Below are 21460 nucleotides of genomic sequence, written 5' to 3' on the forward strand. Positions count from 1 at the left end.
GCGTTCAAATTCGCCTTACCGCCATCGCCTACAATATGAAACGGAGTTTAAACGTCATTGCGATGGCCCGGTAGCGGCAACAACAACACCGGCGCTTCCACCGGAGCGCCAGAAGCTACAGCCGGCAACGTCGGCGCTGATATCACTACKACCWYTAAYCTGGGTGCCACAAAATTAAACAGAATCAACGCAATAGTCCTTCCCGCGCACAGGTCTCATAAGAGCAATACTGCAGACTAAGTTCGGACGGGTGAGATCCTTCTCTTGCTTAGTACTAGCCACCCAGCAGCCCCAAGCCGACTTCCGGAGGTATGCGAAAAACTGCGCCGATATTTCGAAACTCGAAATGATCTCTCGGCGACTATCCTGCTTTTGGAGCGAGCCCGACCATGCCGGGATGCCGATGGCAACTTCCCGCGCGAGTAGCCTGAAAGCGTCTACTGACTGATTTAGTGACTGAAATAGTAATTATATTAGTGACCGACTAAACTAAACGTTGGTTGTCCGCCTTCGCTTCATTTCGAAATTCGAACTATCGATTGGGGCAAGCGGATATCGCGGTGCTCTAATCCCCAAAAACCGGAGCGTCACCAACCATTTTTTCCGGAACTTTGCGGAATGTGGCGGCCCGTTATTATTTCGAAATTCGAACTGAATGGTTTTTCGGGCGATCGGAACAATAGTGCAGAATTCCAAACTTTGTTCGGGAAACTCCAACAATCCCTAACGTGCCCGGCTATTTGAAGCGACCAAGCTCGACGCAGGGCCCCTTCCCTTCCTGCGACGATGAGCGCGTGCGAGACCAGCCTTGCGTTGTTGAGAGCGGCAACGGGGCACCGTACTTCCCTCGTCGCGCCATGGAGCGTCGGATGTGGCAAACTTGGCTCTCATGTCTTCAACGGTAACGCGCGGATTGCGGAGCAATCTGAGAAACAATGCATCGCTTCGACATCGTGGGATGCATCGGGCCGTCGTTAGGCTTCGTTTTTGAGTTTCATGATTCAGCGTACTCCGCACGGCCGTCCGCGAAACTGGAGAGTGCTCCGTAACGGGCCGCGCGGAGGCCGATATCATGGCGACCGCCCTCCCTAGTTCATCACTCATCACCGTCGTGAATCAGTTCAAGTCGATCGATTCAAAACTCTCGTTGGACATCAGTGATAAGCGACCCGATGGTATGGTCATGGCTCTATACCCATATGAACTCTACTCTCAACGCATTGATCGGACCAAGAACGTCGCGCGTTACTATCTGCTCACAATCCAACCCACATTGTTTGGCGACGCCGCGGTCGTCCGCTTCTGGGGCCGGGTCGGGAAGCGCGGCGGCGAGAAAAGCGAGATGTTCCCGACTGAGCTAGACGCCGCCATCCACTTTCTCGCGCTTGCTCGCAAGAAGCATAGGAAGGGCTATAGGCCGGTTGGAGGCTGTGGAAATGATCTCCCCCAAGTCCTACGCACAAAATGATCGTGACATCGCCGACGTCTAGTGGAAATCATGGCATTGTTTTCAACACGGGGAACAGAGATGACGACCACTAACGACATTGCAGACAAGATCGCGGCTGATCACGGCCTGACCAAAACGCAGAGCAAGGCGATTGTCGAAGCTGTATTTGCTGCGATCAGCTCCGCAGCGACTTCCGGCGCCGAGACTTCGATACAGGGGTTTGGAAAGTTTAAAATTAAGGAAAAGCCAGAGCACGAGGGCCGTAATCCCTCCACTGGGGCAACGATTAAGGTTGCCGCCTCGAGGAAGCTCGGCTTCACGCCAGCCAAAGCGCTAAAGGATGCGCTGAACAAATGATATTTGCAGGTCTCGTCAGGCGAGTCCTTTCGTCCGTCCTTCGCCCTCAGATATCCCTGAATCGCCGTAACATGGTGCGCAGTTGAGTATTCTCGGCTCGGAGCCTCGCGGCGAACAATTTTTTCAATCGCGTGGTTTCGGCACTAAGCGCGATTGGGTTTTCTAGGAACGCCATGGGCCGCGTCCGCCGTGACGACGGCGGATAGGCGACCTTCGAAATCACCTCGTCCGCCGTACGGCTCAAAACCACACATCGTGAAACAATCAGCGTCCCAAAGGCTTCAACGGGCAAATCGTATGCGTGTATCCCAAAGCCAGACAGGAGCCGCCGCCACGCTCTGCGGAGATCACGACATGTTCAACGTTCGAACCGCCCAAGCATTTTCGTCAATTGCGCGTTCTGCTGTCGAAGCTTGCCCGCCAGTCCGTCACGGAGAAACCTGATCTCTTCATCCAATCTTATCGCTTCGTCGGAAAAAGTGGGAACGACCGGGGAAGACTGTGCAATGACATCCACCGCTTCAGCTCTTTTGCGACGCTCGCTCTGCTTGCGCCTTGTGACGCTGGCAGTCGTCGATGACTTCGTGGCGTCATGTGCTGGTTTGACGAAATCAAAGTCATCGGGTGAAACCGGTTCAGCAACCGCGATGCTTTTGGCGCTTTCGCTGCCGACCCCGTTCCGAAGACTGCTTGCCGTTTCCTCGGTAAGCTTCGGCTCTGCGGAAATCGGGTCGGGTTGAGTGCGAGGTCGCTGTTCTTCGCTGGCTGGCTGATCCCCGAAGGTCAGCCCGCGGTCATCTACCGTCTCTGTAGGCTCGCCGCTGGTCAACGCCTCTGGTTTAACGTCGCCGTTTGCTTCGTTTTTTTCTTGTCGCTCCCGTCGCGGTGATACAAGTCGAGCAAGAAATTTCCAGGGAGACGCCATCTATGACCTCGCGTTCTATCCCGCATGCAGGCTGTGAGTTCTGGCTTTGGTGCGAGCTGCCACCAGCACCAACATATTCCTCTCGATAAGCACAGGAACGTGGCCAGGCCTTGGCCGCCCGCTGTTTATCAATCGAGCTTGAGCCGTTTGCGTAGATCGGCATTTTCCGCGCGAAGCTTTTCAGCCAGCAGCTTTCGCAGTCTCTGGTTTTCCTCTTCCAACTGGAGAAGGTCCGCCATCTCATCAATTGCCGCCGTTGGCAAAGCAGCCGGTGTTTGCACTGTCCTCGGAGCACGTTTCACAGGCGCGAGCTTGGCACTGCTCGAAACTTCAATCGACTTGGCCTTGCGTCCCCTCTTTTGCTTGACCGGTGCGCTGTTCGACGCAGCTGCCTGTTCTGCAGCAACCTCGACGGATACCGCTTCTGGGGCAACCTTCTTCGCGCGGGGTTTGCGCTGTTTCTTCGGCGCAAGAGGTGCTTCGACAATGGCCGGAGCTTCAGTACTGGTGATCGTATTGATTTCGTCGGCCATGATCTTCTCCCGTTTTGTTGCCGCATTTGTCTGCTGCCCGATCGGCAATGTCAACGAACCTGCATGATCTGCTTCAGGTAAAGGTAAATCGCCGCCGGATTTACTATCCTGCAGTTCCACGGTTGGGAATGGCGTTGCCTCTTCCTGCACATCTCGCGCAATGGACTTCAGATCCATGTCACCCCAGATCGAGTTTTTGAGATTGGGTTTTCGCCGACCGGATTTATACTCGACGGCAAAACTGCGTTGGACGTTTTTCACGGTGAAGGGCTCGGGGATGTGGTGCTGCTGTTTCACCAACGTGCTTGGCATAGCATCAAGCGCCGCAAATAGCGATTTTCGCGTGAGCAGTCCAGATCCAAGGCCGGGGGAAATCCCGACAGACTGATCATCCATGGCAAACTTTATGTTGAATAGGAGGGAGGGCGACGATGACGGCGACGTCCGAGATCGGTCGATCGGCAGAAATTCTGATTGGGGACAGGCCCATCGCAGCCGTTGGCATCGGCGTGCAGGGGAGGGAGTTGGGCTTCGGAAAGCCGGTTTCTAAAATATTCAAAATCGCATCGATTTGGGCGCTGACGGCGTCAGCGATCATTGTCCCTGTTGCCTTGCTCCTGACCGCGTCCCCTCTATAGTGCTTTCGCACGCATCCACTTCTTCGACCGGAGCGAGGGATCGGCTAAAGCGCGAGCGGGCAACAATTTGACTGGGGCCACATCATGATCGAAAGTGAGACGCGACAGGCGAATTGGCGTCGGGCAAACCCGGCAAAATATGACGCCCATCTGGCGGTCCAGAGAGCAGTGAAAGCTGGCCAATTGGAACGACAGGCTTGCGAGGTCTGCGGCAACGATGCAGTTGATGCACATCACGACCACTACGAGAATCCATTGCAAGTCCGCTGGCTGTGCCGACGACATCACACGCGCCTTCACCACTACGGGGAAGACATGTTTCCCATTAGGTCGTTTGTTCTAGATTACGAAGCCTAGAATCACGGTGCGTACCCCACGGTGACGACGCGGATTCATTTCGCACGGCGCTGTTGGCATTGTGGAACCGCTCGCCGGTATATCGTACGATCGTGGGACTGTCGAACTCCTCGGCTACAACGATCCCACAATCCCTCACGTGAGGCTGCGCCTTTCGCCGTCGGTGGAAAACTGCTCCTGACTGCGGCAGCCGTCGGACTGACGGGCGGCATCATCGGGACAAAGTAGAAAAATCGGCTGGCGATGAGACGACGTTCAATCCCAAATATGTTGGAATCGGAGTACGCGCTGATCCCGAGGGTCCGTCGCGTTTTCCCGGAGCAGTCGTTCGGGACATCGAGGCCGAGTCGCTGCCCGCGGCACCCTTCCCCCGCCCTATTCGCCTGACACCAGCAGCGGGATTGGCAGCCTCAGACGGATTGATTGGTGATGTCGAAGGTATATCGGCCCTCAACATCGAGTTCGACGGAATATGTCAGACGTTCGCTGACGTGATTGTCCCGGTCGAACGTCAGCACTTTTGGCTTCAACGACGTCAACCGGCCTTCATTGAGATAGACGGAGTTGCAGATAATGACCTGATCTCCGGCCTGTTAGGTGCGGGCCGCAGCGCCATTCAGAATGCAGCATCGCGAACCGCGTTACCCAAGATAACGTAGGTAGAAGTCCGTGCATCGGAGTTCTTGTTCCATATCTAGACGTTACGCATCATTTATATGTAGGTGGATTGGTTGAAGTATGGAGCGCGACTTGGCTGGCAACGGTCTATTGCTTGCAAGCGGGAGGGTCCAAAGTTGAGACGTGCGGGGGGCGAAGATAATCGCTCCCCCGCTTCAAGTCCCACGATGTCGTCGCTTAGGCAGCGCGTGCCGCGCTTGCCCGAATTTCCACGTCGATCTCAAGGATCGAAACGTGCTCGCCGCGATCGATCTTCACCTGCAGGTGATCGCCGTCGAATTCGACGTGTCTTGCGATCACTGCAAGGATCTCCTCCCTGAGGATCGACACGAGGTCGGTTCCAGGGCGGACGCGTTCGTGCGCAAGCAGCACCTGCAGCCGCTCGCGCGCGATTGGCGCGGACTTTTTCTTCTGGAAGTAGTTGAACACGTTCATGCTGCCCTCCGTCCAAAGATTTTGCCTAGAAGCCCGCGCTTCTCGCCGGGAATTGTGACCGGGATCGTCTCGCCGGCGAGACGGCGCGCCGCCTCGAAATAGGCCTTTGCCGGCGCCGTATGCTCATCCGCCAACGTGACCGGTGCCCCGAGGTTCGAGGCTTTGAGAACGTCCATGCTTTCCGGGATGATCCCGAGAAGCGGGATCGAAAGGATCTCGAGCACGTCGTCGACCTTCAGCATGTCGCCGCGCGCCGCCCGGCTGACGTCGTAGCGCGTCAGGAGCAGATGCTTCTCCATGCGCTCGCCGTTCTCGGCCTTCGCGGTCTTGGAATCCAGGAGGCCGATGATCCGGTCCGAATCGCGGACCGAAGAGACTTCGGGATTGGTAACGACCACGGCGACGTCGGCATGTCGCATGGCGAGCGTCGCGCCCCGTTCGATGCCGGCGGGGCTGTCGCAGATGATCCAGTCGAAATGCTTCCTGAGCTCATTGACGACGCGCTCGACGCCTTCGGCCGTCAGGCAATCCTTGTCGCGGGTCTGCGAGGCCGGAAGCAGAAACAGCGTTTCGAGACGCTTGTCGCGGATCAGGGCTTGCGGCAGCTTGGCCTCTCCCTGGATGACGTTGACCATGTCATAGACGACCCGGCGCTCGGCACCCATGACGAGATCGAGATTACGAAGCCCGACGTCGAAATCGACGACGACGACCTTCTCGCCCCGCTGGGCAAGTGCAGCACCCAGCGCGGCCGTTGACGTTGTCTTGCCAACTCCGCCCTTGCCGGAGGTTACAACGATGACTTTTCCCATGCCCCTCTCCTGTTTTCCTTGGTTTTCGTATTGATGCGATTGCAGCATGCCTCTGTGCGGAACCTGTTACGGACTTCCGGGAAACATGCCCTAGTTGAGTTTGGATGCCACGATCGCCTCGTTCTCCAGCCAGAGCTGCACGGCCTGGCCGCGCAGATCCTTCAGCAGGTCGTCGGCTGTCTTGTAGATCCCGTCGATCGCCAAGAGCTCGGCTTCGAGCTTGCGGCAGAAGATCCGGGCGCCGGCGTTTCCGACGGAGCCGGCCAGCGCCCGCCCCCGCAGAGCGCCGTAGATATGGACGGATCCGCCCGCGATGACCTCCGCGCCGGAGGCGACCGATCCGATGATGGTCACGTCGCCCTCGGGAAATATGATCGACTGCCCCGATCGCACCGGCTCGTGCAGGACGATCGAAGAGGCGGCCGCGCGAGGCGCCGGCACCACGGTGACCGGGGCAGCGGCACTGGGGTCCGCGGCCGGGTGCTTTGCCGGCGCGGTCTCCGTCACCTCGACGTCAGGCGCCGGGCGCCCGCCCTGCATGGCAGGCGGCATGCCGGCGTCGAGCTGCGACGGCCGTGCGCCCTCGATACCCATGATCCTGACGTTGCGGGCGCCGAGCTTGGCGATGAAATCCCTCATCTCGTCCCGGCCGACCTGCAGGTCGGTGACATCAAGCACCACGGGCCTGTTGAGGAAAAAGCCAGCCGAGCGGGCCGCCAGATCGTCCAGCCGGGCGAGCCAGTCATCGAAGGGCAGATCGGGGGTCAGGACGACCGCCAGGAAGGAGCGGCCTTTGATACGGATGGAGCGCGCGTCTGTTAACACACCGGAAATCTTCGTTAATTTTTTCTAAGCCGATTTAGCGGTGATTTGGTTAACAAATGGTTAACGCCTCCGCCTTTCTTGGAGGGATCTCTCAGTTGCCTTCAAGCAGAAAAACAAACAATTCCCGTTGGCTAGGCGCCGGAGGAGGCCGAAGCTTCGTTCACGGTAGCGAATTTTTGGCTCTTAATAATTTTCTATTGGAGAGCGGACGAATGCCAAAGTTGCAACGCACTACGAAGCCTACAATCGACAGGATACCCACCTCGCCCGCCGGGCAGCAATTGTTCCGGCTGTGGGAGATCAACCTTCCCCTCGCATCCGACGCTTTTCTTCCTCACCTGCGGACTGCACCTGGTCCGTCCGCTCGGTTGACTTCCCAACTTGAACGAGCTTGATCCTTCGCGCCTGCTGTCCGGTAATGATGCGGGTAACATAGCCACTAAATGTCTGGCCCAGGGCGCCGGCTTCATTCTTTAGTTCACTGGCGAGGTGCTGGGGTAGCCGTATGGAGTATGTCTTGGTGTCTTTGAGCATATCGTCACCCTTTGACCTGACGTTACGTCAAGTAATATAGCATAAATCTACATAAAACACAATATATGTATTGATTAATTTCTTGTTAACCATTTGAATAACGGATATATAAGTCAAAATAGAGACGTTTTTGGAAATATTATTTGGATATGCTGCTCAGTATCCAAATACGGGTTTGTTCAGGCAGCGAGTATTGTTGTGGTGCTGCTGTGCTCAGCACGTCTCAAAACGACGGCAACGAGGCGGGATAGGTCTGCGGAGCAGATCCTTCTGTTCACTATGCTCAGTGCCCGCTTCTCTATTCTGGCCGACTGATTGCGCCCGCCGCGCTGACCATCTCGGTTAAATGCCATTCGCTCCGGACCCCGTGACGGTAGAGCTCGATGGTAATGGCCGCCATGCGGTTCTCTTCATCCGAAGCCTTGGCAATACCTTGACGCTTGCACACGCTTTCCAACGCGCGCTGGCAGATTGCGAGATCATCGGAGGTTAGGTGTTCATCGGTGGGGCGTATCGTCTGGCGGGTCATTGTGATTTCCTCCCGAAATCCACAGAAGGCCGACCTAAAAACAGCAATTGGCCGCCTAAAGTTCCAATGGCGAGCGGTGGGGGACGAATTTTCGTCGGTGCGGAGCGCAGGAGTTCAGTCCGCGGGCGCGGCGTAGGTCTTCTCCAGCCGCCGAACCGCAAGAACATCCTGAAATGTTCGCGCCATGCGACTATATTTTCGAGGCGTTTGGTTTATTGTGGTGCTTCCTTGCTAAAATAGAAACTGTGATTTCGCACTTGAGGAGGTTCGTGGATGACTTCTGCATCGGGTTGGAACGTGAGCAGATCACTTAAGATCATCGCATCGATACTGCTCGCGACCTGGGTATCGCTTCATTTCAGCCAGGCGACCGGAGCAATCGTCCGTGCACAGGAGCCTCTCGACGAATTTCCTGTTGTCGTGATCTGCAAATCCAAGACCACCTATCTCGCATTCCATCTGTCCCGGATATCGGAGGATGGCACGGCCACTTACGCGGCCTCCGATAGTATGGTCGGCACGATATCGCTGCAGGGCCACGCGAAGGCTGTAGGAGGTCACGGCGGTGGAAATTGCGTGGGCAAGACGCTGGATGAGCTTCGCGCATCGGGACAAGCTCGCTACCTGAAATCCCAATAATCGAAGGCTGGCCGACGCGCAGTCTTCCAAGTTCATTGAAACGACAGACGAAATCCGCCGGCGACAGGCCGGCGGTTCGATGAGCACACATGTGATGCGCTGATTTGTGCTTGCTACTTAATACTTGATGTCTCGGGACTGCTGGCGTCCCTGCTGTTTCGTCTGGTGCTTATCCTGACGGCAAGCAGCGTTGCTTTGCTGGTTGGCGGCGCGGCAATCCTGCTTCGTATCGCGTGACGTTTGCCGCGTATCTTGTTTGACGTCACGCCCGGTGCGGCGTTGTTGCGCCTGATCCGTCGCAGAGGACAGTCCTGCCGAGCCTGCGAGGAACATAGTGGCCACCAAAGCGGTGAGTAGAGGCTTCAATGCGTGCATTGTGTGATCCCCTTTAAAAACCGCCACCCGTTTTCACACGGGCGAGCGGTATGATGTCGAACTGGCTATATCAAAGCAGGCGGTCAATGCTTCAGGCACTTCTTGCCCATTGCCATTGCCTTGTAGGTTCCCTTCAGATCGACGACAAAGGTTCCCTTGGTTTCTGGAAACACTATCATCTCGTATTTCTTCGCCACGGCGCGCTTGAACTCCGGGTTGTCTGTGAGGATGTAGCCGCCAGAATATCCGCCCTTGAGTTCGCCGTGGGTGCTGGTGGCAACACCGCCATAGAGATGCCCGCCGATGGAGACGAACACTTCCGACTTGGTCCCGTTCTTAAGGCCGATATCCTCCTTCGAGAACACCCCAAGATAGCCCACTTCCTTATTTGCGGTGACCCCCATTTGCACCGAACCCGATCCATAGTCGCGCACGATCACGCAATCGCCGCGGGTCTGATTTGTATAGACGGTCCAGTTCTCGACTTCCCCATACTTGACCAGTACATCGCTGGCGCTGGGAACTGGATTTTGCGCGTAGGCTGTCATCGCAGACGAAAGTGCTAGTGACGTCGTCGCGATGAGTGTCAAGAAGTTTCTCATTGGCATCCCCTTTTCGTGTGCAGAATTGTGTGGGCGCGGCGATGATCTGCGCGACCAACGTGATAACGCGAAGAAATTCAGCGCCATAAAATAGAAAAATGCGAGGCTGTTCGTCCCTTGGGCACTGCTCTGGCTGACCGGCATACTCCGATGCCGGATTGGGATGTTGGTACTTCCCATCCCCGTGGCCATATATAATCGTACTAAACAAGGAAAAGGGCATTTGCCTCGATTCCGAAAAAGAAAGTTAGTTTCTGTGGTGCGGCGCCGATCCGCCAAACCGCCAGCTTCGTTTCGGCGCGAACGCGCCTTGCCGCCCCGCCGGCGGCGTCCGTGGCGGCGCAAGGACTGCTAGCGTCGAGGCAACCAATCTCCTATCATCGGATGTTGTCTTGTCCGACCTTTGCGGCCGCTCACTGCGTCGCGCGTCTTCAGGACGCGCTTGTGTCGCTGCAGCACTTTGAAATGGCCCATAATTTTCCACTTGAATCGAAGCTGATTTAGGGAATTATGCGCTAGGAGGAGGCCTCGGTCATGGAGCGTCGGCTTGTAGCGGTACTCGCTGCTGATGTGGCCGGGTATAGCCGCCTCATGGAATACGACGAAGAGGCGACCACCGCCACTTTGTTCGCATACCGGGCCGTTGCCGCAGAAGTGATCGTTGCCCATCGCGGCCGCATCTTCAACACTGCCGGCGATAGCATATCGGCCGAATTCCAAAGCATCATCGACGCCATTCGCTGTGCGGTCGAGATCCAGCACGAGATCGAGGATCGCAATGCGTCCGTGCCCGAAAGCCGGCGCATGATGTTCAGGATCGGCGTCAATCTCGGCGACATGATTGCTGACGAACACGACCTCTACGGAACCGGCGTAAACGTCGCATCAAGGCTCGAACAGATCGCTAATCCCGGTGGGGTCTGCATTTCGCAGCCCGTTTACGATCAGATCAAAAAAGTGGTGGAGATTGCCTTCGAGGACATCGGGCAATACCGCTTGAAGAACATTGCCGAGCCGGTGCATGTCTATCGACTTTCCTCGACGCCGTTGCCTTGGCGAAAAAGGATCCTTCCGTCGATCTACAAGCGCCGCTTCGGGCTTTTCACCGGGCTGGTGATGTTTCCGCTCCTGGTCGTGGCCAGCGCCTTCTATTTGAGCATGCCTTCCGCGATAGAGCGCATGCTCAACCACGGTGAATCTTCCCTGCCCGAACATCCCGCCATCGCCGTTCTTCCTTTTGACGATATCAGCGCGAACGGCGATCAACAGTATCTCGCCGACGGCATCACAGAGGAATTGACCACCGTTCTTGCAAAGTTTCCCGACATATTGGTCATGGCTCGAAGTTCTACGATGCGGTATAAGGACAGGCCGACGGAAGTTCATAAAATCGGGGAAGAACTTAACGTTCATTACGTCGTGGAGGGCACTCTGCAGCGATCCGGTCAAACCATTCGCGTGACGGCACAGTTGATCGATGCGGAGTCCGGACACCAGCTCTGGGGTGACCGCTATGATCGGCAATTGGACAACATATTCGAGATAAGGGACGACATTACCCGGTCCATTGCCGGAACCCTCATGGGCACCCACGGCAAACTCGCCGATGCAGAGATCGCACGGCTGGCGGCGAAAAACCCCAACAGCTTCACCGCCTATGACTACCTGATGAAAGGCTGGCAGAAGTGGTCGAATTTCACGCGAGAGGATAATCAGGCCGCGCGCGATCTGTTCGAAAAGTCCAGGTCTGAGGACCCGAACTATGCCCGCGCCTATGCCGGCCTCGCCTGGACCTATTCCTCGGACTACGATTTCGGTTGGACCGACGACTACGACAAGACCCTTGCGCTGACCCTCGAGATGGCTGAGAAGGCCGTCCGGCTGGACAGCAACGACTATCGCAGCCACTGGGTTCTCGGCTGGGCATCCCTTTACAACCGCGATTACGACAAGGCATCGACGAGCTACACGCGCGCTCGGGAACTCAATCCGAACGACGCGGAGCTCCTGGCTGAGATGGCTAATCTGCTGATCTATATCGGCCATCCGGAACAGGCCGTGACGCAGCTCAAGGAAGCAATCCGCCTCAACCCGTTCCACGACAGCTGGTATTCGGAATATCTGGGATGGGCCTATCAGGAAGCCGGCATGCCGGCCGAGGCGATTGCGACGCTCGAGGATGTGGTCGATCCGAAACCGACCGAGGATCAACTCTGGCTCTTGCCGACGCTCGCTGCGGCCTACGCCGATCCGAAGATCGGCCGCAGCGACGACGCGCGCAGGATCGTCAAGGAGATCCTCGCATTGGAGCCGAAGTTCTCGATCGCCGAGTTCGTACAGACCCGTCCCTATAAGCTCAAGGAGCAGGTCGATCGGCGCGTGGAATCGTTCCGGCGGGCGGGACTGCCCAATTGAAATAAGGGCTTGATCGGCGCTTGGCCGAGGTTGGTTGCGACAGCGCAGATTTGCGCGGACAGGGGGACAGTCATGCATCAGGAGCTTCCTCAGCCATTGCATGCCGACGGTGGTCCGACGCAAAACCGTGCCCAGGATGCCGGGAAATCGGCGCCTCCTGGCGGCGCTCCGGTGCGATCCTTCTCCGAAGGTCTTCGGGTTGCCGGCCTGGACTGCCCGGTCCTGCTGATGAACTTGCCGTTGTCGCTCTCGACGGAGGTTCCCAACAACGTCTGGATGGAAGACCTGAGCCCCGAGGACCGGGGCGTTCGGCTTGATCGAGCGGTTGCGCAATTCCAGGGCCTCTACCGGCATGTCACCCAGCACGCCATCGTCTATCTTCTGCCGACCGAGTTCGGGCTGCAGGATCAGACCTACGTCTCAAACCTCGGCGTGGTGCTGCCGCATTGCGCCAGGGACACGGTGATCATTTCGCGGTTCAAGACCGAGCCCCGTGTCGGGGAGGCAAAGGTCGGCATCGACTTCTTCAAGCTGATGAACTTTTCGGTCGAGCGGCCGCCGAAAACCATCGGTGGCGCACCGGTCTATCTCGAGGGTGAAGCGGATCTCAAGCATGTCAGGGGCAACCTCTATATCGGGGCGCATGGAATGCGAACGTCGCGCAATGCGCTTTCCTGGGCCGCCAAGCGCTTCGACATGGAAATCGTGCCGTTTCATATTACCGATCCCTACCTCTATCACCTGGACTGCTGGGTGTTTCGCCTGAGCGACGAGGCGCTGATGCTGTGCACGTCGCTTGCCGATCGAACCTGTCTGCGGATGATCGAGCAGCATTGCGAGATCATCGATATCTCGCCGGACGAGGCGCGCTCCGGCATGACCAACGGCCTGTTGCTGCCCGGCGAGGTGATCTGCGATTCCGATATCCAGGAGCTTGAAAGCGGTAGTGCGAGATATGAGGTCGAGAAGGCCAAGATCGATCGCCTGGAACAGATCTGCGCGCGATTTGGCCGCAGTTTGCGGGTTTTCTCGATGTCGGAATTTTACAAGTCGGGCGCGCTGCTGTCTTGCCTCGTCATGCCGATCAAGCATTCGCGCTGATAAAATCGACCGAGCAATGGGCAGTGCGGATCGCTTGGATTTCTGTTACGCTGTCGCGCTGAAATGCCAATCCCACCAAGTATGACCAGGCCTTGAAATTCCACTATCCTTTTGTCCAAGCAATGGAGGCAAATATGGTGCAGGAAAACGCAAGGAACGTGCTTGAAAAAGAAGCATCCATGGTGAAGCGGTTCGTGGCCATCGTCAACGAGACGGACCTCGACGCGGATATAAGGAAAGGCTGGCTCACCAGCTTCGAGAACCACCAGTTGGCGCATGACGAATACGCCGCGGCGGACCAAACCAAGCTCGCAGCGTTGGTGAAGGGCGAACTCGAACTGCTCAGCCGGTTGAAGGCGCAGATCCCCAATCCACCAACGAACATCTACGAGAAATGCTGGCTGGGAAACATCGCCGGGGATGAAGCCATCTTAAAGAAAATGTAGAGGCACGCCTCTAGATCAGCGGGCTGGGTCTGCTTCCTGCTGCAAAACCATCGATCCGGTACGCACGGCGGTTGCCTTGATGGCAAACGCCGTACGCCACCGCGCGAGCCGTTTGCGCGACCTGGCGGCGTTTTCGGAGATGCGGTGCGAGAGGTGTGCTCGCGGCAGCGCTATTGACTTTCGCGTACCGGTTCCAAGCTCTCTTGGACAAGAGCAGGCGGACGCCATGGCGATCGACCGGCGCTGGCGGGATTCATATCGTCGGAGGGCTGCATGGACACTGTTGCGATACGCCTTACGGACCTTGCCCATGGCGGCGGCTGCGGCTGCAAGCTCGCGCCTTCGGTTTTGCAGAACCTGCTTGCCAACCAGCCGGCGACGGCGCCCTTCGCCCAGCTTCTCGTCGGCAATGAGGCGGCCGATGATGCCGCCGTCTGGCAGATCGACGACGACACTTGCGTGATCGCCACCACGGATTTCTTCATGCCTGTTGTCGATGATCCGCGCGACTTCGGGCGGATCGCCGCCACCAACGCGATTTCCGATATCTATGCCATGGGCGGGCGGCCGATCCTGGCGCTCGCCATTGTCGGCATGCCGATCGGCAAGCTCGCGCCCGATACGATCAGAAAAATCCTCGAAGGCGGCGCGAGCATCTGCGCCGAAGCCGGAATACCGGTGGCCGGCGGCCATTCGATCGACAGCGTCGAGCCTATCTACGGGCTTGCCGTCATCGGCCTCTGCCGGCCGGACGAACTGCGCCGCAACGGCGGCGCCCGGCCCGGCGACGCGCTGATCCTGACCAAGGGGCTCGGCGTCGGCATCTATTCCGCGGCGCTGAAGAAAAACGCGCTGCCGCCGGCCTGCTACGACGAAATGATCGCCTCGACCACGCTCCTCAACCGGGTCGGATCGGAGCTCGCGCGCGATCCCGACCTGCACGCGCTGACCGACGTCACCGGCTTCGGCATCCTCGGCCACGGCCTTGAAATGGCCCGCGCGTCCGGCGTGACGCTTGCCCTTGAACTGTCGCGTCTTCCCTTCCTTTCCGAGGCCGAGGCACTCGCGGAGGCGGGGTATGTCACCGGCGCGTCCGGGCGCAACTGGCAGAGCTACGGTGCGGAGGTTTTCCTGCCTGAGGGACTGCCCGATTGGCAGCGCCTGCTGCTTGCTGATCCCCAGACATCAGGCGGACTGCTCGTCGCCTGCGCCGCCGAAAAGGCTGAGACCATCCTGCGGACGATCCGCGATGCCGGCTATCCCATGGCCCGTGTGATCGGAAGGGCCGAGACCGGCCCGGTCGGCATAAGGGTTGTCGCCTGAGCGCATTGCGCCGCCAACAGGAACAAGCGGGCGCACCGGGCGTTTCTCGCTGCATTACCCATTCCGACGATGGAGAATGCGATGCGCGACCTGAAAACGCTGCGGCCCGTGGGCCTTCTTGCGGTAACCGTCCTCACCTTCGCATCCATGGGGCTCGCGGAACTACGCGCCGCGGACCAGGCCGCTCCTTGCGCCAATGCCGCCGGCAAGGCCGAGCCGGCGACGCCGCCCGACACGGCAAGCGGCGACGGTACCGCCCCCGGCAACGCCGGATCGACGGGCTGGACCGGCGGCACGGGCGGCGCTCACATCGGGACCAGCCCGCAAGGCGCGACCGAAGACTCAAAGACCTGGCAACCGCCAACCGCGCGCGGCCTCGATCTTGCGATGGAGGCCGAACCGAAAGAGGCATGCTGACCGTAAAAACAAACGGTCTAGGCATAGGCCAACCGCTTGTCGAAATCCGTCTGGCGGGCCATCATTGGGTTTTCCCCGATGGCGGAAGAGAATGGGAGTCGAACCCACCCGAGACAGCCTCGCTGCCCCACCCGGATTTGAAGTCCGGACATGCCACCGGGCATGTTTCTCCTCCAAACATTGATTTCATTGCCATTTCGCAAAAATCCAACGTGCAAACGCCGGCAATTGCTACCGCTTTGCTACCCTTTGCATTCGCCTCTGTCCACTGCAGCGCGGCTGATAATCTCGTCGATCTGCGCAGTTCGTTCAGCTGCCGCCCCGCGAGGCGCTAGCACAATGTGCTTGCAAAACGTTTGTTGACCACCTACCTTGCTAGCATGAACAGCAAGCAGAAGAAGATACTGGCGGCTGTCTCCCAGTATCGGAAACGATTGAGTGGGCCGATATCGAAAGCCTTCTTCTTGCTGCTGGTTGCGAGATCATTGAAGTCGACGGTTCCCGTGTCCGCTTCGTGAAGGATGGCAACGTTTCAAGTTTCCATCGCCCTCACCCGGAAAAGGAAGCCAAGCGCTACCAAGTCAAGGATGCTCGGGAATTTCTTGCTTTGATCGGAGTGACGCCATGACCAATATCATGAACTACAACGGCTACAGCGCCCGCATCGAATTCGACAGCGAAGACGAAATCTTCTTCGGTAGAATCGCCGGCATCAAGGACGTCGTCGGCTTTCATTCAGATTCCGTTGTTGGCCTGAAGGAAGCCTTTCATGAGGCCGTCGAGGATTACCTTAGGAGCTGCGAGGTCTTGGGGAAGGAACCCCAGAAACCATATTCTGGCAAGATGATGTTCCGCGTTTCTCCCAATGTTCATAGAAAAGCAGCCGTTGCCGCTGAACTATCCGGCAAGAGCCTCAATCAGTGGGCAGAAGAAGCGCTCGATGAGGCCGCCAGCAACTTCGAGGCTAGGCTTTCAGCCTGAGTCAACTACGGCCCCACCGAGGACGGGTTGTTCTCTTTGCCTCCCCGGCATCGGGAGCCGGCTCGCGGTAAAGGTCGAGCCGGTGCGGGTTGACGCGGCGTAGATCTCCGCGCCGGATCGTCACTCCCTGGCGATCGAAGAATTCGAGTATTTCGATCGCAACCTTTCTGCCGTTGTTGACGCGATCGCGGAAGTGGCCGGCGGGAAACGCGCCGTGCTCGGCCACTCCCGCGACCTCGGCGATGATCTCGACCATCTCCGCCGTCGCCTTGCGGCTGAAGAAATGGTCGTGGCGGATCTCGTCCACGCGGCCGAGCCGGGCGGCAAGCTTCAGCACTTCGCGTACCTCGCGTTCGGCAAGGTCGAGCGTTTCGGCGAAATCGCGCACGCGCGGCGGGCGGAAGCGCCCTTCCCCTTCAAGATGCGGAACCAGCAGGGCGTAGAACCTCTCCTCCGCTTCGCTCAGGCGCACGACATGGCCCGGCAGCCTGACGAAGGCGCCTTCGAGCACGAGCTTGCCCTCGGCCTGCTCGGCCCTCAGCGCCGCCAGAAACGCCGGCGCGGGCAGCCGTGGCGTCACCAGCAATCTCAGCCGCTCGCGGCCGATCCCCTGAAGGTCCGCATTGCCGGCGTGAAAGGCGGCCAGTATCCTTTCGATTTCCTCGGAGAGGGCGCGGCGCTGAACCGGCGACAGCGCAAGTCGCCGGGGCGTGCTGGCAACGATCTCGGCGGAGGCGGCATCGATCGCGGCGCGCAATTCCTCTTCCGACAGCGCCCGATCGCGGGCGAAGGCATCGAGATCGACGAGGAAGGGCGGCGCGGCAAGGTGGGCGGACAGCGCCTCGGCCGGATCCGCGCGGGAAGCGGCGTTGAGGAATGCCAGCCGCTCCGGGGATCGACGCTTGCGCAGCGGCGCCCTGAGATCGAGCAGCCGGCCGCCGCCGATGGTGCGCCGCGCCGAGACGTCGCGCAGGATGAAGCGGTCGCCGACGGCGGCGGCAATCGGCCGGTCGAGCACGAGCTGTACCTTGGCAGTACCGCCCGGATGAACGGGCGCTTCCAGCGGCACGATGCGGACGCCGGCTTCCGTGCTGCCATGATGCAGCCGGGCGGGAAACCACTCGCCGATCGGCTTCGGCTCGCCGGCAAGCACGAAAAGCTCGGCATCGATGCGCTCCGCCGGCGCGTGCAGCAGGTCATCGACCACCAGGTCGCCGCGCACGATGGCCTCCTTGGAGATCCCCTCGCCCGCGAGGTTCAAAGCGCAGCGCTCGCCAGCCGAGCCATGCGCCGCCTGCCGGTTCTGGGCGTGGATCGAGCGTACGCGGGCCGCAAGCCCGGCCGGCGAAACCGTCACCCGGTCGCCGACGGCAACCGAGCCGGAAAGCACCGTGCCCGTGACGACCGTGCCGGCGCCCGAAAGCGTGAAGCAGCGATCGACGGCAAGCCGGAACCGACCTCCGGCGCGTCGCGCCACGGTTTCGGCCTCCGCCTGGGCCAGCAGGTCTTTCAGACTGTCGAGCGCCTCGCCGGTAATTGTGGAAACGGGCAGGATCGGGGCGTCCGCCAGCCCAGTCGGGGCAAGCATCACGCGGATTTCCCGCGTCACCGCTTCCCGACGCGCGGCGTCGGTAAGATCGGCCTTGGTGAGCGCGACGACCCCGCGCCTGACGCCGAGAAGATCGAGGATCGCGAGGTGTTCGAGCGTCTGCGGCATGATGCCGTCGTCGGCGGCGACCACCAGAAGCGCATAGTCGATGCCGCCGACGCCGGCCAGCATCGTATGGACGAAGCGCTCGTGACCGGGGACGTCGACAAAGCCGGTCACCCGCTCCGCCGCGAAGCGGGCATAGGCGAAACCGAGATCGATGGTGATGCCGCGCGCCTTCTCTTCCTTCAGGCGGTCGGTATCAACGCCGGTCAGCGCCTGGACGAGCGCCGTCTTGCCGTGATCGATATGGCCCGCCATGCCGACGATCATGGCGTCTCTCCAAGTGGCATTGCCGCGTGGCGCTCGGCGTCCTCAATCTCGGCGGCCGAGAGGCCGTCGCGGACGGGTCCGAGGAAGGGCTGCGCCAGCGTGCTGCCGCCATTGCTCGCCCGGATCAACCAGGCAAGGGCAGCGACCCCGTCGCGCGGGATACCGACTCCGATATGCAGGGCCGCACCCAGCATGGCCTGCGCGTCCGCATCGCCCTTTGCGGCGGCCTTTTCCCACCAGTGGACCGCCCTTTCCGCTCCGCGCGGCACGCCGAGCGCATTATGGTAGAGCATGCCGAGCCGCGTCATCGATGCGGCAATGCCAGCTTCAGCGGCCCGCTCCGCCCAATGGCGCGCCTTTAGCGGGTCAGCAGGCACGATCTCGCCTTCAAGCAGCATCCAGCTCAGCATGTCCTGAGCCGTCGGGTCGCCCTGTTCGGCGGCTTTTTGATAGTACTGCGCTGCAAGCGCATAGTCGGGGTCGCTGCCGGTCACCCCCTGCATGTGGAAGGCGGCATAGTTGCGCTGGCCGACAGGATCGCCGGCGGTCGCCGCCAGCGTGAGCCACTTCAGCGCCATCTCCCGGTTGCGCGGAATGCCGAGCCCTTCCGCGAAACACGCGCCGATATTGTTCTGGGCGCGCGCGACGCCTTCTCGGGCAAGCGGTTCCCAGATCGACAGGGCGCGGCTGTAGTCGCCAGCATTGGCTGCTTGAAGCGCGTCGGCCATCGCGTCGGCCGCCGGCTTCGGCTTTGCCCTGGTGAGATGGTCAAGCCAGCCCATGACCGCTCACCTGCGACAGGCTTTCGAGAAAGCCCGCCTCGTCTGCAAGACAGCGCAGATCGAGGATCAACGCGCCGTCGCCCAGCCGACCTATCACTGGCCGGGCGAGCGCCCGCAAAGCGGCGGCCAGGCGTTCGAGGTTGGTGCCTCTTTCCCCGAGGATGCGCAGACCCGCGCTCGGGAGCGTATCGACAGGCAAAGCGCCGGAGCCGACCTGGCTGCGGCAGGCGCATATCTCCACAGTGAACCCGTGTTTTTCCAAAAGCCGGGCAAGCTGCGGGCGCAGCCGCTCCGCCTGCGCCCGGATTTCTCCCTCGCGGCGCGTCAGCATCCGCAGCGTCGGCAGGCGGGCGGCAAGACGGTCCGGGTCGCGGTAGAGTTTGAGCGTCGACGCCAGGGCGGCAATGCGGATCTTGTCGAGGCGCAACGCCCGCTTCAACGGATTGCGGTTGATCTCGGCGATCAGGTCCCTGCGGCCGACGATGAAGCCGGCCTGCGGGCCGCCGAGCAGCTTGTCGCCGGAAAAGGTCACGAGATCGGCGCCGTCGGCGACCGCCTCGCGCACTGTCGGTTCCCTCGCAAGTCCATAGCGCGAAAGATCGACGAGGGTTCCAGAACCGAGATCGTTCAGGAGCACGACCCCGGCCTCGCGGGCGATGACGGCGAGTTCCGCACCCGGCACCTCGGCGGTGAAGCCTTCGATGCGGTAGTTGGACGTGTGCACCTTCAGGATCAGCGCGGTATCGGGGCCGATGGCCTTGCGATAGTCGCGCGGATGGGTGCGGTTGGTCGTGCCTACTTCGACGAGCCGGACGCCGGCGCGCTTCATGATGTCGGGCATGCGGAAGGCGCCGCCGATCTCGATGAGTTCGCCACGCGAGACGATGGCTTCGCGCCCCTCTCCCACCGTCGCAAGCGCGATCAGCACGGCCGCGGCGTTGTTGTTGACGACCGTCGCGTCCTCGGCGCCGGTCAGTTCGCACAGAAGCATGCGCAGGTGGCTGTCCCGCTCGCCGCGCTTTCCGGTGTCCAGGTCGAGTTCGAGGGCGGCTGCCTCACGCATCGCGTCGACCGCGGCGGCGATGGCCTCCTCGGCCAGCAGCGCCCGGCCGAGATTGGTGTGCAGCACCGTGCCGGTAAGGTTGAAGAGCGGGCGAAGGTTCGACCGGCTACGATAGTCGAGACGACAAAGCAGTGAGGCAAAGACGTCGTCTATCTGCGGCAGCGCGCCGCCGCCGTCACGAACCGCCTGGCGGATTTCGGCAAGCAGGCTGCGCAGTTGTTCCGTCACCACCGCCCGGCCATGACGTTCAAGCAGCGGCGCGGCATCGGGCGCATTCAGCATCTGGTCGATAGAGGGAAGCGCGCGAAGGTCTAAAAGGTCGGCCATGGATTAGTAGCCCGCGAGATAGGGGTAGAAGCCGGCGCGGTGGTAGTCGGTATCCTTCATCAGAAGGTCGAGGCCAAGGCTTCCGACGTCGTCGGCGACCGCTTCCAGCGACGGGTTCTTGTTCTGGTAGAGAATTTTGGTCCAGGAGAAGCAGCTGTCGCAGACTTCCGCCTTGATCGTCGCCTCGTCGACACCGCTTTCGACGGCGCGGTAGCCGATGCCCTTGGTCGAACCGCAGGCCAGGCATTTGACGCGCACCTCGTTCCACGAGGTGGCGCAGCAGGAACAGGAGGCGTAGCGCACGCCCTCCATGTCTTGGACGCTGGTCACGATGGAGGCGACGGGCCTCCCGCCGCAGGCCGGACAGACGCCTACGCGGATCGGGGCAAGTCGCTCGTGGTCGAGGGTTGCGGCAAGGCGGGCCGCGTGGATCTGGATCGCGGCGACCACATAGAGGTGCTGGGCAAGGCTCTCAGCCGGCAGGATATCGGCAACGACGTTGGCGACGATCCGATCGAGTTCCTTCGCATCCGCATCGCGAAGCTGCGCAAGTGCCGCCGCGGCGGCCGCAGGCTTTTCCAGCGCGGCCAGCCGATCAAGGAAGTCGCGCAGCGTCTGGCGACATTCCGACGATCCGGCCATTGCCAGGCGGTCGATCGGCGGCATGGCGTTCTGCCGCGCCAACGCGATCTGATCGGCGGGGACGGGCGAAGGTGCGGGCAGGCTTTCGGCGAGCGCTGCCTGGATACCGGCGATACCGGCGAGAAAACGGAGATAGGGAGAAAGCCTGCTACCTTCGGCAAGCGCCGCGAAGCGGGCAGCGCGAATGGAGAACAGACGCGGCGGATCGGGCGTGACGACGAACCGCGCCTTGGCGATGCCCCCCACACTTGAGGGATCGGGCTGAATGGAGGATGCGGACATTTGACCTCGCG

The 21460-nt window shown here is 60.1% G+C and carries 24 protein-coding genes, 1 tRNA gene and 1 pseudogene; 11 read left to right on the forward strand and 15 right to left on the reverse strand.

What is annotated here, in order from left to right; all coding sequences use genetic code 11:
- The first annotated feature begins 1072 nt into the window (after positions 1–1072).
- Complete coding sequence (locus AB4048_RS22790) at positions 1073–1468, forward strand: WGR domain-containing protein (RefSeq protein ID WP_442204272.1); 396 nt, start codon at positions 1073–1075, stop codon at positions 1466–1468.
- Between the two features lie 60 nt (positions 1469–1528).
- Entirely contained in the window at positions 1529–1807 is a 279-nt protein-coding gene (locus tag AB4048_RS22795) for an HU family DNA-binding protein (RefSeq protein WP_442204273.1), read from the forward strand.
- A gap of 358 nt (positions 1808–2165) precedes the next feature.
- On the opposite strand, the gene AB4048_RS22800 is transcribed toward AB4048_RS22795, so the two are convergent.
- The 3 genes from AB4048_RS22800 to AB4048_RS22810 form a co-directional block, all read right to left on the reverse strand.
- Complete coding sequence (locus AB4048_RS22800; RefSeq protein WP_442204274.1) at positions 2166–2732, reverse strand: hypothetical protein; 567 nt, start codon at positions 2730–2732, stop codon at positions 2166–2168.
- 128 nt (positions 2733–2860) lie between these two features.
- Positions 2861–3526 carry a transcriptional regulator gene (locus AB4048_RS22805; protein WP_442204319.1) on the reverse strand — a complete coding sequence of 222 codons (666 nt, stop codon included), beginning with the start codon at positions 3524–3526 and terminating at the stop codon, positions 2861–2863.
- Positions 3527–3653: 127 nt separating this feature from the next.
- Positions 3654–3863 (reverse strand): hypothetical protein, encoded by a 210-nt coding sequence (locus tag AB4048_RS22810; protein ID WP_442204275.1) that lies wholly within the window; start codon positions 3861–3863, stop codon positions 3654–3656.
- Positions 3864–3987: 124 nt separating this feature from the next.
- Between AB4048_RS22810 and AB4048_RS22815 the strand changes: the two genes are divergently transcribed.
- Entirely contained in the window at positions 3988–4260 is a 273-nt protein-coding gene (locus tag AB4048_RS22815; RefSeq protein WP_442204276.1) for a hypothetical protein, read from the forward strand.
- Positions 4261–4635: 375 nt separating this feature from the next.
- On the opposite strand, the pseudogene AB4048_RS22820 reads toward AB4048_RS22815, so the two are convergent.
- From AB4048_RS22820 to AB4048_RS22840, 5 genes and pseudogenes are all read right to left on the reverse strand, one after another.
- Positions 4636–4954, reverse strand: a pseudogene (locus AB4048_RS22820) (aspartate 1-decarboxylase); the annotation flags it as partial.
- A gap of 161 nt (positions 4955–5115) precedes the next feature.
- On the reverse strand, positions 5116–5373 hold the full coding sequence (gene minE / locus AB4048_RS22825; protein ID WP_442204277.1) for a cell division topological specificity factor MinE: 258 nt from the start codon (positions 5371–5373) through the stop codon (positions 5116–5118).
- A complete protein-coding gene (gene minD / locus AB4048_RS22830; protein ID WP_442204278.1) occupies positions 5370–6185 on the reverse strand; it encodes a septum site-determining protein MinD in 816 nt (271 codons plus the stop codon). The genes minE and minD overlap by 4 nt, the downstream gene beginning before the upstream one ends.
- Positions 6186–6275: 90 nt before the next feature.
- Positions 6276–7019 carry a septum site-determining protein MinC gene (gene minC / locus AB4048_RS22835; RefSeq protein ID WP_442204320.1) on the reverse strand — a complete coding sequence of 248 codons (744 nt, stop codon included), beginning with the start codon at positions 7017–7019 and terminating at the stop codon, positions 6276–6278.
- An 823-nt stretch (positions 7020–7842) separates the two neighbouring features.
- Positions 7843–8073 carry a hypothetical protein gene (locus AB4048_RS22840; RefSeq protein WP_442204279.1) on the reverse strand — a complete coding sequence of 77 codons (231 nt, stop codon included), beginning with the start codon at positions 8071–8073 and terminating at the stop codon, positions 7843–7845.
- A 273-nt stretch (positions 8074–8346) separates the two neighbouring features.
- Between AB4048_RS22840 and AB4048_RS22845 the strand changes: the two genes are divergently transcribed.
- Complete coding sequence (locus tag AB4048_RS22845; RefSeq protein WP_442204280.1) at positions 8347–8712, forward strand: hypothetical protein; 366 nt, start codon at positions 8347–8349, stop codon at positions 8710–8712.
- Between the two features lie 117 nt (positions 8713–8829).
- Here the strand turns inward: AB4048_RS22845 and AB4048_RS22850 are convergent, their stop codons facing one another.
- Positions 8830–9087 (reverse strand): hypothetical protein, encoded by a 258-nt coding sequence (locus AB4048_RS22850; protein ID WP_442204281.1) that lies wholly within the window; start codon positions 9085–9087, stop codon positions 8830–8832.
- Between the two features lie 83 nt (positions 9088–9170).
- Positions 9171–9689 (reverse strand): hypothetical protein, encoded by a 519-nt coding sequence (locus AB4048_RS22855; RefSeq protein ID WP_442204282.1) that lies wholly within the window; start codon positions 9687–9689, stop codon positions 9171–9173.
- 534 nt (positions 9690–10223) lie between these two features.
- Here AB4048_RS22855 and AB4048_RS22860 point away from each other — a divergent pair.
- From AB4048_RS22860 to AB4048_RS22880, 5 genes are all read left to right on the forward strand, one after another.
- A complete protein-coding gene (locus AB4048_RS22860) occupies positions 10224–12104 on the forward strand; it encodes an adenylate/guanylate cyclase domain-containing protein (RefSeq protein ID WP_442204283.1) in 1881 nt (626 codons plus the stop codon).
- Between the two features lie 72 nt (positions 12105–12176).
- Complete coding sequence (locus AB4048_RS22865) at positions 12177–13205, forward strand: dimethylarginine dimethylaminohydrolase family protein (RefSeq protein ID WP_442204284.1); 1029 nt, start codon at positions 12177–12179, stop codon at positions 13203–13205.
- Positions 13206–13339: 134 nt separating this feature from the next.
- Positions 13340–13651, forward strand: coding sequence for a hypothetical protein (locus AB4048_RS22870; RefSeq protein WP_442204285.1), 312 nt, complete (start codon positions 13340–13342; stop codon positions 13649–13651).
- Positions 13652–13924: 273 nt separating this feature from the next.
- Positions 13925–14974: a selenide, water dikinase SelD gene (gene selD, locus AB4048_RS22875; RefSeq protein ID WP_442204286.1), complete on the forward strand. Its 1050-nt coding sequence runs from the start codon at positions 13925–13927 to the stop codon at positions 14972–14974.
- 81 nt (positions 14975–15055) lie between these two features.
- Positions 15056–15391: a hypothetical protein gene (locus AB4048_RS22880; RefSeq protein WP_442204287.1), complete on the forward strand. Its 336-nt coding sequence runs from the start codon at positions 15056–15058 to the stop codon at positions 15389–15391.
- A 79-nt stretch (positions 15392–15470) separates the two neighbouring features.
- Here AB4048_RS22880 and AB4048_RS22885 read toward each other — a convergent pair.
- Positions 15471–15566 (reverse strand) — tRNA-Sec (locus AB4048_RS22885).
- A 309-nt stretch (positions 15567–15875) separates the two neighbouring features.
- Here AB4048_RS22885 and AB4048_RS22890 point away from each other — a divergent pair.
- Together AB4048_RS22890 and AB4048_RS22895 are read left to right on the forward strand one after the other, a co-directional pair.
- Positions 15876–16019 (forward strand): type II toxin-antitoxin system HicA family toxin, encoded by a 144-nt coding sequence (locus AB4048_RS22890; protein WP_442204321.1) that lies wholly within the window; start codon positions 15876–15878, stop codon positions 16017–16019.
- An 8-nt stretch (positions 16020–16027) separates the two neighbouring features.
- Positions 16028–16372 carry a type II toxin-antitoxin system HicB family antitoxin gene (locus AB4048_RS22895; protein WP_442204288.1) on the forward strand — a complete coding sequence of 115 codons (345 nt, stop codon included), beginning with the start codon at positions 16028–16030 and terminating at the stop codon, positions 16370–16372.
- 1 nt (position 16373) lies between these two features.
- Here the strand turns inward: AB4048_RS22895 and selB are convergent, their stop codons facing one another.
- From selB to fdhE, 4 genes are read right to left on the reverse strand one after another with little or no spacing between them, the layout of a single operon-like run.
- Entirely contained in the window at positions 16374–18353 is a 1980-nt protein-coding gene (gene selB / locus AB4048_RS22900; protein WP_442204289.1) for a selenocysteine-specific translation elongation factor, read from the reverse strand.
- Positions 18350–19135 carry a tetratricopeptide repeat protein gene (locus AB4048_RS22905; RefSeq protein WP_442204290.1) on the reverse strand — a complete coding sequence of 262 codons (786 nt, stop codon included), beginning with the start codon at positions 19133–19135 and terminating at the stop codon, positions 18350–18352. Before AB4048_RS22905 ends, selB begins: the two co-directional genes overlap by 4 nt.
- Positions 19122–20525, reverse strand: coding sequence for an L-seryl-tRNA(Sec) selenium transferase (selA, locus tag AB4048_RS22910; protein WP_442204291.1), 1404 nt, complete (start codon positions 20523–20525; stop codon positions 19122–19124). The genes AB4048_RS22905 and selA overlap by 14 nt, the downstream gene beginning before the upstream one ends.
- Before the next feature lie 3 nt (positions 20526–20528).
- A complete protein-coding gene (fdhE, locus tag AB4048_RS22915) occupies positions 20529–21449 on the reverse strand; it encodes a formate dehydrogenase accessory protein FdhE (RefSeq protein ID WP_442204292.1) in 921 nt (306 codons plus the stop codon).
- Positions 21450–21460: the final 11 nt, after the last annotated feature.

It is taken from the genome of Rhizobium sp. RAF56 (assembly GCF_052113965.1).
Taxonomy (GTDB): Bacteria; Pseudomonadota; Alphaproteobacteria; order Rhizobiales; family Rhizobiaceae; genus Rhizobium.